Below are 13,577 nucleotides of genomic sequence, written 5' to 3'. Positions count from 1 at the left end.
CGGTCACTTGAGGTGGGTGCGGACCTCGTCGGCGGCCTCGTCCCCGTACGCCTTGGTGAACCGCTCCATGAAGTCGCCGCGCCGCAGCCGGTACTCCTGCGTCCCCACGGTCTCGATGACGAGCGTGGCCAGCATGCAGCCCACCTGGGCCGCCCGCTCCAGGGAGACACCCCAGGCGAGCCCCGACAGGAACCCGGCACGGAACGCGTCACCCACGCCCGTGGGGTCGGCCTTGCGCTTCTCCTCCGCGCAGCCGACGACGATCGGCTCCTCGCCGACCCGGTCGATCCGCACGCCCTGTGCCCCGAGCGTCGTGACCCGGTGGCCCACCTTCGCGAGGATCTCCTCGTCGGACCAGCCCGTCTTGGACTCGATGAGGCCCTTCTCGTACTCGTTGGAGAAGAGGTACGTGGCGCCTTCGAGCAGGATGCGGATCTCGTCGCCGTTCATACGGGCGATCTGCTGGGAGAAGTCCGCGGCGAACGGGATGCCGCGGGAGCGGCACTCCTCGGTGTGGCGGAGCATCGCCTCGGGGTCGTCGGCGCCGATGAGGACGAGGTCGAGGCCGTCCACGCGGTCGGCGACCGTCTTGAGCTCGATCTGGCGGGCCTCGCTCATCGCGCCCGTGTAGAAGGAGCCGATCTGGTTGTGGTCGGCGTCGGTGGTGCACACGAAGCGGGCGGTGTGCAGCGTCTCGGAGATCCGGACGGACGCGGTGTCGACGCCGTGCCGGTCCAGCCAGGCTCGGTACTCGTCGAAGTCGAAGCCCGCGGCGCCGACGAGGATCGGCTTGGTGCCGAGCTGACCCATGCCGAAGGCGATGTTGGCGCCGACCCCTCCCCTGCGTACGTCGAGGTTGTCGACCAGGAAGGAGAGCGAGACCGTGTGCAGCTGGTCCGCGACGAGCTGGTCGGCGAAGCGGCCGGGGAACGTCATGAGGTGGTCGGTGGCGATGGAGCCGGTGACTGCGATGCGCACGGCGAGGCTCTCCAGAGGAAGGGTGTGTTGACGGTTAACGCTATCGGGTCCGTATGGAGTACTGCGAGGCAACCGACGGTGCGGTGAAGCAGGTAAAACTACCCGATAGTAGATCTTTCTTCGCGAGCTCCGGCGTGCTTACGGTTCCGTCATGACGAACCTTGAGCTGTACGCCTCCGCCCCGGCCGACCTGGACGGGGACCTCGCCTCGCTGCGCGGTGACTGTGCCCGGATGGCTCCGCACTGGACGGTTCCGGACCGGATCACCGCCCTTCCGGTCTCTCCCTCGCTGATCCACGGTGTGACGGTTCCGGAGGGGTCCGCCCGGCTGCTGGAGGCGATGTCGGAGTACGGCGACTGAGTCGCTGCGGCTGAATTACGGCGCGTGCCTCGGCGCGAGCCTCGGCGCGTTCGAGGGAACCGCGCGCTCCCCCGCTGCGTCCCATCGCCGTCCCCCGGAAAGGGGATGCGGGATACGACCCGTTTGCCGACCTTTTTGACAGGGTCGGGTCAGGGTCGAGGGACAGTTGCGCAGCAGAAGGAGCGATGCGGTGAACACCGAGCGACCCGACAACAACGGCCCCGGCGAGGCCTCCGGCGGCGGGGACGGGAGCGCTGCGGAAGCGCACGGTGCCGGTGAAGCGAGTGCTGCGCAGGAGCGGGGTTCCGAGGCCCCGGGCGGAGAGAGGACGAGCGGCGCCGGGACTTCCCGCGCGGAGGACACCCACGCCGGGGCCGGTCAGGACGGTGGAGCCGAGGGCACCGAGGAAGGTTCCGGTGCCGCCGAAGGCTCGGCGGGAGAGGCCGGACAAGTCGCCGACGCCGACCCGGACGACCGCCCGGCCCCCGACAGCGGTGCCGCCGTCGAGCCGGACGGAGCCGTCGTGAGCCCCGCCGCCCTTGCCGACGCGGACGCGGCCCGGTCTCCCGCCGAGGCCGACAGCGCTCCCCACTCCGATGCCGCGGCGGCCGCGGACCTGGACGCCCCGTCGGACCGTGACCAGCCAGGGACTCCCGTCGGCACCGATATCTCCGGGCCCGGGGCCGCCGCTCCTGATGAGCCCGTGGGCCCCGGTCAGCCCCGGCCCGCCGTCGGCGCCGACGCCTCCGGCACCCGTGACGAGTCCCAGGCTCCCAGCGGTGCCGATCCCGCCGTACCGGTAGGCCAGGGCACCGATCCCGATGCCGCCCCCGATCCGGCTCCCCCCACTGCCGCTCTCCCCGACTCCGAGATCCCCCGGCACGAGGATGCCGACGCCCCCCGCCCGGCCCGGCATCGCTCCCCCGTCGCCATTGCCGCCGTCGCCGCTGCCGTGCTGCTGGTCGGGGGCGGTGGGGCGTATCTCGCCGCCGGTGCCTCCGGCGGGTCCGGGGACGGCACGGCCGCGGGCGCGTCCGGTGACGACACCCCGCCGCCTCTCGCGCTCGACGGTTACGGCGCGGGCGGTGGGGCGCGGAACGGGATCGCGCCCGGGGAGCCGAATCCGTACGGCGTGACCTATCGCGTCGACGGTGACCTCCCGGACGGGCCCGGCTCGGCGCCCGTCTACCGGGCCCAGGGGCAGGTCACCGAGAACGACGTGACGCGGCTCGCCGAGGCACTCGGGGTCAAGGGGACACCGGTGGCGCAGGGGCAGGTCTGGCGGGTCGGGGTCAAGGACGGTTCGGGGCCGACTCTCCAGGTGAACCGGCAGGCGCCCGGCGCGTGGACCTTCCAGCGCTACTCCCCCGTCATCGACGACTGCGCCGGTGACACCGTGTGCGGGACCGAACAGACCCCCACCGGCCGTCCGGTGAGCGAGGCGGTCGCGGAGAAGGCCGCCGCGCCGGTGCTGAAGGCGGTGGGCCAGGGCACGGCGAAGCTGGACGCGAGCCAGGCCATGGGCGCCCAGCGGATCGTGAACGCCGATCCGGTCGTGGGCGGGCTGCCCACATACGGCTGGGCGACCGGCGTCACCGTGAACGGGCAGGGTGAAGTGGTCGGCGGCACCGGCCAGTTGAAGGCACCGGTGAAGAGCGACACGTATCCCGTGCTGAGCGCCGAGAAGACGCTGGGCCTGCTGAACAAGGTGCCCGCGCCCGGTCACCGCATGGGCATCGGCGGCTGCGCCAGTCCCGTACCGCTGAAGGACCGCCTCGAGGCGCCCTGCGGGGATTCGACGGCGAGTCCGGCGAAGAGCACGCTCACCGTCGAGAAGGCGGTGTTCGGGCTGGCGTCGCAGTTCGTGGGCGGCCGGCAGGCGCTCGTGCCGTCCTGGCTGTTCGAGGTGCGGGCGACGGGCGCGGAGGACCCCTTCACGGTGACGTATCCGGCGGTCGACCCCCGGTACATCGCCTCTCCGGCGACCGCGACGCCGCCCACGCCCGCCTCCCCCACCGCGCCCTCCGACCGGCCCAGCTCCGCACCGAAGACGCGGGATGTCGAGGTGGACGGCTACACGGCCGAGGGCGACGAGCTGACCGTGAGCTTCACGGGCGGGGTGTGCGGGGACTACGCGGCCACGGCGAGCGAGAGCGCGGACGAGGTGAAGGTCGCGGTGACCTATACGCCGTGGCCGGACAAGGTCTGCATCATGATCGCCAAGGAGATCCAGAAGACCGTGCCGCTCGACGAGCCGCTCGGTGACCGCAAGGTCGTGGGCTCGGACGGCAAGGAGATCCCGCTGAAGAAGCCGGGGGCCCGGCTGCCGTAGACCTCAGGGACCCGGTGACCCCGAGGACGCACGAAGGCGGCGGCCCCGTCGGAGGGGGCCGCCGCCTTCTGTCGCTCGAAGCCTGGTCGAACTCCGGGCTCAGCTGAAGGAGTCGCCGCAGGCGCAGGAGCCGGTCGCGTTCGGGTTGTCGATCGTGAAGCCCTGCTTCTCGATGGTGTCCACGAAGTCGATGGACGCGCCGCCCAGGTACGGGGCGCTCATGCGGTCGGTGACGACCTTGACGCCGTCGAAGTCCTTGACGACGTCGCCGTCGAGCGAGCGCTCGTCGAAGAAGAGCTGGTAACGCAGGCCGGAGCAGCCGCCGGGCTGAACGGCGACGCGCAGGGCCAGGTCGTCACGGCCTTCCTGGTCGAGCAGGGCCTTGACCTTCGCCGCGGCGGCGTCGGACAGGATGATGCCGTCGGTGACGGTGCCGGTCTCGTCCGATACGGACATCTACATCTCTCCCGGGTTGTACGGAGACTGCTTGCCGACTGGTGCAACCGGCAAGGCCGCGGATTCATTCCGGGCCGGACGCCGGTTTTTCCGGTGCCTTCTTCATGCTCGCACATGCCACCGGAAGCGGAAAACGCCTCATCGTCCGATCTTCGGGATTCACGTCACATCGACGCAATGACCATCGTCAAAGTGACGTGAACCGGGTTATGATAGATAACGTCAGATCGACGAAAAGTAGAAAGGGTGCGTGTCGTGACCACCGCCCAGACCACGGAGCTCGACGTACAGCCGACTCCGCTCGCCCTGTTGCTGCTCGGCCGCGAGGCCGACCCGAAGAGCGAGCGGGGCGTCGAGTGTCCCGGCGACCTGCCCTCGCCCTCCGACCCGGACCTGGTCGAGCGCGCCCGCGCGGCCAAGGAGAAGCTCGGCGACAAGGTGTTCGTCCTCGGCCACCACTACCAGCGTGACGAGGTCATCCAGTTCGCGGACGTCACGGGCGACTCCTTCAAGCTGGCCCGGGACGCGGCCGCGCGCCCGGAGGCCGAGTACATCGTGTTCTGCGGTGTGCACTTCATGGCCGAGTCCGCGGACATCCTCACGTCCGACGACCAGAAGGTCGTCCTGCCCGACCTCGCCGCCGGCTGCTCCATGGCCGACATGGCGACGGCCGAGCAGGTCGCCGAGTGCTGGGACGCGCTCACCGACGCCGGCATAGCCGAGCAGGTCGTGCCGGTGTCGTACATGAACTCCTCCGCGGACATCAAGGCGTTCACGGGCAAGCACGGCGGCCTGATCTGCACCTCGTCGAACGCGAAGCGGGCCCTGGAGTGGGCCTTCGAGCAGGGCGAGAAGGTGCTGTTCCTCCCCGACCAGCACCTCGGGCGCAACACCGCGGTCCGCGACATGGGCATGTCCCTGGAGGACTGCGTCGTCTACAACCCGCACAAGCCGAACGGCGGCCTGACCGCCGAGCAGCTGCGGGACGCGAAGATGATCCTGTGGCGCGGGCACTGCTCGGTCCACGGCCGCTTCTCGCTGGAGTCCGTGGAGGACGTCCGCGCCCGCATCCCCGGGGTGAACGTCCTGGTGCACCCCGAGTGCAAGCACGAGGTCGTGGCCGCGGCAGACCACGTCGGCTCGACCGAGTACATCATCAAGGCGCTGGAGGCGGCCCCGGCCGGCTCGAAGTGGGCCATCGGCACGGAGCTCAATCTCGTACGGCGCCTCGCGAACCGTTTCGCCCCCGAGGGCAAGGAGATCGTCTTCCTCGACAAGACGGTCTGCTTCTGCTCGACCATGAACCGCATCGACCTGCCCCACCTGGTCTGGACCCTGGAGTCCCTGGCCGAGGGCAAGCTCGTCAACCGGATCGAGGTCGACAAGGAGACGGAGGCGTTCGCGAAGCTGGCGCTGGAGCGGATGCTGGCGCTGCCGTAGAACGGCCGTCAGAAGCGCCGGTCGCCCCGACGGCCAAGTCGTCGATACGCGGAGCACCGCGCAGCGTTGCAGCTGTTCTGCATCAGTCACGCGAACGGGAGTTGAGCCGGGCCGCCTGGCGGGTCAGGTAGTCGCGTTCGGCGAGGTTGGGGGCCTTGTGGGCGGCCTCGGCGTACAGACGGGCCGCGGCCGTCAGGTCCCCGGCGCGTTCGTGGAGATAGGCCGCGGCGGCGGTGCGGCGGGGCAGTGATTCCTCGATCGCGGCCAGGGCGGCCAGGCCGGCGCGAGGGCCGTCCGCCTCGCCCACGGCGACCGCCCGGTTGAGGCGGACGACGGGGCTGTCGGTGAGGCCGACGAGTTCGTCGTACCACTCGACGATCTGCACCCAGTCGGTCTCCTCGGCGGTGGGGGCGTCGGCGTGCAGGGCGGCGATGGCGGCCTGGGCCTGAAACTCGCCCAGCCGGTCGCGGGCGAGGGCCTTCTGGAGGATCTGCACGCCCTCGGCGATCGCCGCGGTGTCCCAGCGGGTGCGGTCCTGCTCGGCGAGCGGCACCAGACTGCCGTCGGGGGCGGTCCGGGAGGCGCGGCGGGCGTGGTGGAGCAGCATGAGGGCGAGCAGCCCGGCGACCTCGGGGTGGTCGATGGCCGCGGCGAGCTGCCGGGTGAGCCGGATGGCCTCGGCGGCGAGGTCGACGTCGCCGGAGTAGCCCTCGTTGAAGACGAGGTAGAGGACGCGCAGCACCGTGGCGACGTCGCCGGGCTGGTCGAAGCGGACGCTCGAGACGGTCCGCTTGGCGCGGCTGATGCGCTGCGCCATGGTCGCCTCGGGCACGAGGTAAGCCTGGGCGATCTGCCGGGTGGTGAGTCCGCCGACGGCCCGCAGGGTGAGGGCGACCGCGGAGGACGGGGTGAGCGAGGGGTGGGCGCACAGGAAGTAGAGCTGGAGCGTGTCGTCCGCTGCGGGCGTGGGACCGGGCGCCGGTTCCTCCTCGATACGTTCCTCCCGCCGGCGGCGGGCGGTGTCCGAGCGGGTCGCGTCGAGGAACTTGCGCCAGGCGACGGTGACCAGCCAGCCCTTCGCGTCCCGCGGCGGGTCGGCCGGCCAGACCCGCACCGCCTCGACGAGCGCGTCCTGGACGGCGTCCTCGGCCGCCGCGAAGTCGGCTCCGCGGCGGACGAGGACGGTGAGTACGCTCGGCGTGAGGCTTCTGAGCAGCGCCTCATCCACCGGCGTGGCACTCCGGGTCGGTGGGCGACGCCGCGTAGAACGGGCGCAGCTCCAGCCACTCGTGGATCGGCTTCCCGCCGGCCCCGGGGGCGGCCGAGAGCTCCCCGGCCAGCTCCAGGGCCCGCTCGTAGCTGTCCACGTCGATCACCATCCAGCCGGCGATGAGGTCCTTGGTCTCGGCGAACGGTCCGTCGGTGACGGGCGGGCGCCCCTCGCCGTCGTACCGCACCCACGTCCCCTCGGGAGCGAGCGCCTGCCCGTCGACGTACTCCCCGGTCTTCACCAGCCGGTCCGCGAAGTCCCGCATGTACTGCACATGCGCCGAGATCTCCTCGGGTGTCCACTGCTCCATGGGCACGTCGTTGGCCGGAGCCGGAGCGCCACGGTAGTGCTTCAGCAGCAGGTACTTGGCCATGATGTCTCTCCTCGGTCCCGATGCGACCCATTCCGGCCGCTCTCACCACGGGGACGGAGCGGGGCACGGGTTCTCGACATCACCGCGAGAATTTGTTCTCGCGGCCCTCGTCGGGTCATTCCACCCTCGGCCGTACCAACCCCGACTCGTACGCGATCACCACGAGCTGGGCGCGGTCCCGGGCGCCCAGTTTGGCCATGGCCCGGTTGACGTGGGTCTTGACGGTGAGCGGGCTGACCTCCAGGCGCTCGGCGATCTCGTCGTTGGAGTGACCGCCGGCGACCTGGACGAGGACCTCGCGCTCGCGGACGGTGAGGGCGGCGAGGCGTTCGGAGCTCACCGGGTCCTTCTCGTCCGCGTCGCCCTGGGCGAGGAAGCGGGCGATCAGGCCCTTGGTGGCGGCCGGGGACAGCAGGGCCTCGCCGCCGGCCGCGACCCGGATGGCGCTGAGGAGCTCCTCGGGTTCGCTGCCCTTGCCGAGGAAGCCGGAGGCACCGGCGCGCAGGGACTGCACGACGTAGTCGTCGACCTCGAAGGTCGTCAGGATGACCACGCGGACGTGGGCGAGCGAGGGGTCCTCGCTGATCATGCGGGTGGCCGCGAGGCCGTCCGTGCCGGGCATCCGGATGTCCATGAGGACGACGTCGGCGCGTTCCTCCCGGGTCAGCCGTACGGCCTCGGCGCCGTCGGACGCCTCGCCGACGACCTCCATGTCCGGCTCCGAGTCGACGAGCACCCGGAAGGCGCTGCGCAGCAGTGCCTGGTCGTCGGCGAGCAGGACACGGATCGTCATACGGGCTCTCCCGGTTGGTCCCTTGCTGCGGTGCGGGTCTTGACCGGCAGGATCGCATGGACGCGGAAACCGCCTCCGTAGCGTGGACCGGTGGTGAGGGTGCCACGCAGGGCGGTGACGCGCTCGCGCATGCCGAGGAGGCCGTGGCCCCCGCCGTTGTCCGGGTCGTCGTCCTTGCCTGCCCCGTCGTCGAGGACGGTGATCTCCACGTGGGGGCCGACACGAACGACGCTGACCTCGGCCTTCGCCTTCATGCCGGCGTGCTTCTGGACGTTGGTCAGGGCTTCCTGGATGACCCGGTAGGCGGCCAGGTCCACGGCGGCGGGGAGGGCGGTGCCGTGGTCGGCGCGGGCGACCTCGACGTGCAGGCCCGCGCTGCGGAAGGTGCCGACGAGTTCGTCGAGGCGGGCGAGACCCGGGGCGGGCTCGGTGGGCGCCTCGGGGTCGCCGGACTGCCGGAGCAGGCCGACGGTGGCGCGGAGTTCGTTGAGCGCGGAGCGGCTGGCCTCGCGGACGTGGGCGAGGGCTTCCTTGGCCTGGTCGGGACGCTTGTCCATGACGTGCGCGGCGACTCCGGCCTGGACGTTGACCAGGGCGATGTGGTGGGCGACGACGTCGTGCAGGTCGCGGGCGATGCGCAGACGCTCCTCGGCGACCCTTCGCCGGGCCTCCTCCTCACGGGTGCGCTCGGCCTTCTCGGCGCGCTCCCTGATGGCCTGGACGAAGGCGCGGCGGCTGCGGACGGCGTCACCGGCGGTGGCGCCGATGCCGGTCCAGGCGAAGATGCCGAGGTTCTCCTGGTCGTACCAGGGCAGCGGGCCGGCGAGCATCGCGGCGCCGGTGAGCACGGTCATGGTGAGCAGGCCGACACGCCAGGTGGTGGGGCGGTCGGTGGTGGAGGCGACCGTGTAGAGGGCGATCACGGCGGCCATGGCGACGGGGGCACGGGGGTCGCCGGTGACGCACTCGATGACGGAGGCGGTGCCGGTGAGGGCGAGGACGGTGAGGGGGGCGCGGCGGCGGAAGACCAGGGCGAGGGCGGCCAGGGCCATGAGGACGAGGCTGAGCGGCTCAGGAGTGCGGATGCTCCAGCTGACGGCGTCCCTGTCATGGGGCTGGACGAAGGAACCGGCCACCATGCAGGCGAGGACGCCCGCCGCGAGGACGGCGTCCAGGGCCAGGGGGTGCGCCTTGAGGTGGTGCCGGGCGCGGTCGAGGGGGCGGCTCACGCTTGAACAGTACGGGGCCGTCGCCGGGGCCGGAACCGGTGGTGGCGGTACCTCGTGAGGTGACCGGGGGCGGGGTGGGTCGCGGGGACCGTGTCGAAGAGCCGAACCCTCGTCCGCACCCCTGCCTCAGCCCGGGATCAGGCCGTCGTCGCTCAGCAGGTCCCGGACTTCCTCCAGGGTCGCGTCCGAGGACGGCAGGATCAGCTCCGAGGGTTCCAGGGAGTCGTCGGGAAGAGGCACGCCCAGTTCCCGGACGCGGGCGAGGAGGGCATGGAGGGTGCGGCGGAAGCCCGGGCCGTCGCCCTTCTCCATCTCGGCCAACAGCTCGTCGTCCAGCTTGTTCAGGTCGGCGAGGTGGCTCTCGGCCAGCCTCACCTGCCCCTCCCCCATGATCCGTACGATCATGTCGCCCTCCTCGGCGTGGGACCTACTGCTTGTCGAAGCGTGGGGTGTCCTGCGGCTGCTGGGACTGCGACTGGCCGGTGCCGCCCTCGATGGCCTGCTGCGACGACGAGCCTCCCGCCAGCTCCGCCTTCATGCGCTGCAGCTCCAGCTCTACATCCGTACCACCGGAGAGCCGGTCCAGCTCGGCCTGGATGTCGTCCTTGTGCATGCCGGACTGGTCGTCCAGGGCACCCGAGGCCAGCAGTTCGTCGATCGCGCCGGCCCGCGCCTGGAGCTGGGCGGTCTTGTCCTCGGCCCGCTGAATCGCCAGGCCCACGTCGCCCATCTCCTCGGAGATGCCGGAGAAGGCCTCGCCGATCCGGGTCTGCGCCTGGGCCGCGGTGTACGTCGCCTTGATGGTCTCCTTCTTCGTACGGAAGGCGTCCACCTTGGCCTGGAGGCGCTGGGCCGCAAGGGTGAGCTTCTCCTCCTCGCCCTGCAGCGTCGAGTGCTGGGTCTCCAGGTCGGTCACCTGCTGCTGGAGCGCGGCACGGCGGGACAGCGCCTCACGGGCGAGGTCCTCACGGCCGAGCGCGAGCGCCTTGCGGCCCTGGTCCTCCAGCTTCGAGGACTGCGACTGCAGCTGGTTCAGCTGGAGTTCCAGGCGCTTGCGGGAGGTGGCCACGTCGGCCACACCCCGGCGTACCTTCTGGAGCAGCTCCAGCTGCTTCTGGTACGAGTAATCGAGGGTTTCGCGCGGGTCCTCGGCCCGGTCAAGGGCCTTGTTCGCCTTCGCGCGGAAGATCATCCCCATACGCTTCATGACACCGCTCATGGGCTTCGCGCGCCCCCTTCTGACGGACTTCCAGCTCAGCTCTGCGACAGAACCCACAGTACGGGCCCTGCATCCATTGACGCACTGTTCCGGGACGGATGCGCTCATCCCCAAGGACGACTGACCGATCCCCTGCTCCGGCGTAAGGAGTAGGTGACCTTCAGGGTGAGCAAGTCACCGGACGTCCCCTCTGTCCCCCTACATGACGACTGGTGTTGCCGGATCGTTCCCCACCGGGCTGGGGTCCAACCCCGGACACCCCTTACCCTTGGGTTTTGTGTTCCGTAGCCGTGCCACCAAGGAAGAGAAGGCCGCCGTCGCCGACAAGGCGCAGCTGACCGACTCCAAGCAGCCCCGCGACCCGCAGGCCCCCAAGGGCCGGCCCACGCCCAAGCGCAATGAGGCCCAGTCCCAGCGCCGCAGCGTCGCCAACACGTCGCTCACCCGCAAGGACGCCGCCAAGCGTCAGCGCGAGGAGCGCCGCTCGGCGCTGGAGAGGCAGCGCCAGGCGCTGGCCGGCGGTGACGAGCGGTACCTGCCCGCGCGGGACAAGGGCCCGGTGCGCAAGTTCGCCCGCGACACCATCGACGCGCGCTTCAACGTGGCGGAGTTCTTCCTGCCGATGGCCGTGGTCATCCTCGTGCTGAGCCTGGTGCGGGTGGGCGCGCTGCAGAGCATCGCGCTGCTGCTGTGGCTCGTCGTGATCGTGCTCATCGTGCTCGACTCGATCCTCACCGGTTTCCGTCTGAGGAAGCGGCTCGCCGAGCGCTTCCCGGACCAAAGCCACAAGGGCGCGGTCTTCTACGCCCTCATGCGCTCTCTCCAGATGCGTCGCCTCCGGCTGCCGAAGCCGCAGGTCAAGCGCGGAGAGCGGCCCTGAGTACGACATCTTTCTCCGGGGGCGCGGCCGATGCCTGGCTGGACAAGCTGGGCGGCCTGCGAAATGTCGTACGACAGGAGCTGGTGGCCCGGCAACTGGACGAGCAGATAGTCGGCCGGTACCCGGTGGGGCAGCGGCTGCGAGTGCTCGACGTGGGAATGGGGCAGGGCACGCAGGCGCTGCGGCTGGCCCGGGCCGGGCATCAGGTGACCGGGCTCGAACGGGACGCCACCATGGTCGCGGCGGCCCGGGAATCCCTGTCCGCCGAGCCCGAGGGCATCCGGGAGCGGATGCGGATCATCGAGGGTGACGGCCGGGACACCGGGGTGCACTTCCTGCCGGGCAGCTTCGACGTGGTGCTGTGCCACGGCGTGCTCATGTACGTCGAGGAGCCGGATCCGCTCCTGGCCGGGCTGGCGCGGATGCTGGCACCGGGCGGGCTGCTGTCGCTGCTCGTGCGCAACGGTGACGCGCTGGCGATGCGGCCGGGGCTGGCCGGGGACTGGGCGGGCGCGCTGGGCGCCTTCGACACCACCGCGTACCGCAACCGGCTCGGGCTCGATGTGCGGGCCGACCGGCTGAGCACGCTGACCGCGACGCTCGCCGGTATCGGGGCGCCGCTCCAGGCCTGGTACGGGGTGCGGGTGTTCACGGACACGGCGGCGGACGACGCCGAGGCACCGGCCGATGTGGAGGCGTTGCTGGCCTGCGAGGAGCGGGCCGGGCGGACGGATCCGTACCGTGGGGTCGCCGCGCTGCTTCACCTGTGCGGGGTGCGGGGCTGAGCCCGTTCGGGCGAACAGCGCAGGCCCGGGCATCGGCCCCGAAGTGAGACTCGGGGCATGAATGCTTCGCGTACCCGTGCTCTGCGGCTGCCGTTGGCGGCGCTGGTGTGTTCCGTCGTGCTCCTGTCCGGGTGCTCCGACTCCGGTTCCGCCGGCTCCGGTTCCGCCGGGCGCAAGGAGGCGTCGACCACGCAGGCCGCGCAGGCGGTCGCGCCCGCCGCCGACGGCGATCTGCAGAGCGACTACCAGAAGGTGATCAAGGACGTTCTGCCGTCGGTCGTACAGATCGAGGCCGGCGGTGATCTGGGATCCGGGGTGGTGTACGACGACAAAGGACACATCGTGACCAACGCCCATGTCGTCGGGGACGAGAAGACCCTCAAGGTGACGACGGCGAACAGCCAGAGCCCGTTGACCGCGACGCTCGTGTACTCCTACCCGCAGCAGGATCTCGCCGTCATCAAGCTGGACAGGGTGCCGGACGGGCTGAGGGCGGCGACCCTCGGGGACTCCTCCAAGGTGCAGGTCGGACAGATCGTGCTCGCCATGGGATCGCCGCTCGGGCTGTCGTCCAGCGTGACGCAGGGCATCGTCTCGGCGACCGGACGGACCGTCAGCGAGGGGGGTGGCGACGGCGAGGCCGGAGCGACTATCGCCAACATGGTGCAGACCTCCGCGGCCATCAACCCGGGCAACAGCGGTGGCGCCCTCGTCAACCTGGACAGCCAGGTCATCGGCATCCCGACGCTCGCCGCGATCGACCCGAACCTCGGGAACAGCGCGGCGCCCGGGATCGGGTTCGCGATCCCCGCGTCGATGGTGAAAACAATCGCCGACCAGATCATCAAGAACGGCAAGGTCACCGACTCGGGCCGGGCTGCGCTCGGCATCACCGGGCGGACGGTCGTCGACGACAGCTTCCAGCCCGCCGGGGTGGCGGTCGTGGACGTGAAGAGCGGCGGGGCCGCGGACAAGGGCGGGATCGAGGCGGGGGACGTCATCACGCAGCTGGGCGACACCTCGATCACGACGATCACGTCGCTGTCCGAGGCGCTGGCCGCCGACAAGCCGGGTCAGAGGACCTCCGTGACCTTCACCCGGGACGGCAGCGCGAAGACGGTCGACGTGACGCTGGGCGAGCAGTAGGGGGACGGGCGAGGGCTCCGTCGTGGCCCTCGCCCCGCCCTGTCACGCTTCCTCTGCCGCCTTCAGGCTCATCGGACCGTAGATCTCGGTGGCGTCCTCGAACAGCCGCACCTGTTCCGCGCCGCCGGCGAGCAGGGGCTTCCAGTACTCACCGAGCCAGGACTCGGCGTCCCCCTGGGTGGTGAACTCCTCCGGCTCTACGGCTGGCTCGGTCTCCGCGCCGTCGGCCTTCTCGAATCGCCAGGTCCATGTCGCCATGTGAGCCTCCCGTGTTTGATCCGTTACGAAGAGCACCCTAAGCGGTAGTTCGCGGAC

At 70.9% G+C, this 13,577-nt stretch carries 15 protein-coding genes; 6 read left to right on the top strand and 9 right to left on the bottom strand.

The window, feature by feature from the left end:
- Positions 1 to 3 precede the first annotated feature (3 nt).
- Positions 4 to 978, bottom strand: a complete 975-nt coding sequence (locus tag ABZT93_RS24490; protein WP_356108043.1) for a carbohydrate kinase family protein — start codon at positions 976 to 978, stop codon at positions 4 to 6.
- 151 nt (positions 979 to 1,129) lie between these two features.
- On the opposite strand from ABZT93_RS24490, the gene ABZT93_RS24485 reads away from it, so the two are divergent.
- Both ABZT93_RS24485 and ABZT93_RS24480 read left to right on the top strand, forming a co-directional pair.
- Positions 1,130 to 1,339 carry a hypothetical protein gene (locus ABZT93_RS24485; protein ID WP_356108040.1) on the top strand — a complete coding sequence of 70 codons (210 nt, stop codon included), beginning with the start codon at positions 1,130 to 1,132 and terminating at the stop codon, positions 1,337 to 1,339.
- An 871-nt stretch (positions 1,340 to 2,210) separates the two neighbouring features.
- Positions 2,211 to 3,671, top strand: coding sequence for a hypothetical protein (locus ABZT93_RS24480; protein WP_356108143.1), 1,461 nt, complete (start codon positions 2,211 to 2,213; stop codon positions 3,669 to 3,671).
- Between the two features lie 99 nt (positions 3,672 to 3,770).
- On the opposite strand, the gene ABZT93_RS24475 is transcribed toward ABZT93_RS24480, so the two are convergent.
- Complete coding sequence (locus ABZT93_RS24475) at positions 3,771 to 4,127, bottom strand: iron-sulfur cluster assembly accessory protein (RefSeq protein ID WP_007381494.1); 357 nt, start codon at positions 4,125 to 4,127, stop codon at positions 3,771 to 3,773.
- Between the two features lie 255 nt (positions 4,128 to 4,382).
- Here ABZT93_RS24475 and nadA point away from each other — a divergent pair, with 255 nt between their 5' ends.
- Positions 4,383 to 5,567 carry a quinolinate synthase NadA gene (nadA, locus tag ABZT93_RS24470; protein WP_356108037.1) on the top strand — a complete coding sequence of 395 codons (1,185 nt, stop codon included), beginning with the start codon at positions 4,383 to 4,385 and terminating at the stop codon, positions 5,565 to 5,567.
- 82 nt (positions 5,568 to 5,649) lie between these two features.
- On the opposite strand, the gene ABZT93_RS24465 is transcribed toward nadA, so the two are convergent.
- From ABZT93_RS24465 to ABZT93_RS24440, 6 genes are all read right to left on the bottom strand, one after another.
- Complete coding sequence (locus ABZT93_RS24465; RefSeq protein WP_356108034.1) at positions 5,650 to 6,795, bottom strand: DUF6596 domain-containing protein; 1,146 nt, start codon at positions 6,793 to 6,795, stop codon at positions 5,650 to 5,652.
- Positions 6,788 to 7,210: a YciI family protein gene (locus ABZT93_RS24460; protein WP_020115848.1), complete on the bottom strand. Its 423-nt coding sequence runs from the start codon at positions 7,208 to 7,210 to the stop codon at positions 6,788 to 6,790. Before ABZT93_RS24460 ends, ABZT93_RS24465 begins: the two co-directional genes overlap by 8 nt.
- A gap of 115 nt (positions 7,211 to 7,325) precedes the next feature.
- A complete protein-coding gene (locus ABZT93_RS24455) occupies positions 7,326 to 8,003 on the bottom strand; it encodes a response regulator transcription factor (protein WP_356108031.1) in 678 nt (225 codons plus the stop codon).
- On the bottom strand, positions 8,000 to 9,232 hold the full coding sequence (locus tag ABZT93_RS24450; protein WP_356108027.1) for a sensor histidine kinase: 1,233 nt from the start codon (positions 9,230 to 9,232) through the stop codon (positions 8,000 to 8,002). The genes ABZT93_RS24455 and ABZT93_RS24450 overlap by 4 nt, the downstream gene beginning before the upstream one ends.
- A gap of 126 nt (positions 9,233 to 9,358) precedes the next feature.
- A complete protein-coding gene (locus tag ABZT93_RS24445; protein ID WP_356108024.1) occupies positions 9,359 to 9,637 on the bottom strand; it encodes a hypothetical protein in 279 nt (92 codons plus the stop codon).
- 22 nt (positions 9,638 to 9,659) lie between these two features.
- A complete protein-coding gene (locus ABZT93_RS24440; protein WP_234358555.1) occupies positions 9,660 to 10,439 on the bottom strand; it encodes a PspA/IM30 family protein in 780 nt (259 codons plus the stop codon).
- 214 nt (positions 10,440 to 10,653) lie between these two features.
- Here ABZT93_RS24440 and ABZT93_RS24435 point away from each other — a divergent pair, with 214 nt between their 5' ends.
- From ABZT93_RS24435 to ABZT93_RS24425, 3 genes are all read left to right on the top strand, one after another.
- The gene (locus ABZT93_RS24435; RefSeq protein WP_356108021.1) at positions 10,654 to 11,331 is read left to right on the top strand and encodes a DUF3043 domain-containing protein; all 678 of its coding nucleotides are present in this window, start codon (positions 10,654 to 10,656) and stop codon (positions 11,329 to 11,331) included.
- Positions 11,332 to 11,414: 83 nt separating this feature from the next.
- Entirely contained in the window at positions 11,415 to 12,116 is a 702-nt protein-coding gene (locus tag ABZT93_RS24430; RefSeq protein WP_356108019.1) for a methyltransferase domain-containing protein, read from the top strand.
- Between the two features lie 57 nt (positions 12,117 to 12,173).
- Positions 12,174 to 13,262 (top strand): trypsin-like peptidase domain-containing protein, encoded by a 1,089-nt coding sequence (locus tag ABZT93_RS24425; RefSeq protein ID WP_356108017.1) that lies wholly within the window; start codon positions 12,174 to 12,176, stop codon positions 13,260 to 13,262.
- Positions 13,263 to 13,304: 42 nt separating this feature from the next.
- Here ABZT93_RS24425 and ABZT93_RS24420 read toward each other — a convergent pair whose 3' ends face one another.
- A complete protein-coding gene (locus ABZT93_RS24420; RefSeq protein ID WP_037719591.1) occupies positions 13,305 to 13,520 on the bottom strand; it encodes a hypothetical protein in 216 nt (71 codons plus the stop codon).
- Between the last annotated feature and the right edge of the window lie 57 nt (positions 13,521 to 13,577).

This window comes from Streptomyces sp. NPDC005303, assembly GCF_040607335.1.
GTDB lineage: Bacteria > Actinomycetota > Actinomycetes > Streptomycetales > Streptomycetaceae > Streptomyces.
This window is presented reverse-complemented; position numbering and strand designations above follow the sequence as displayed.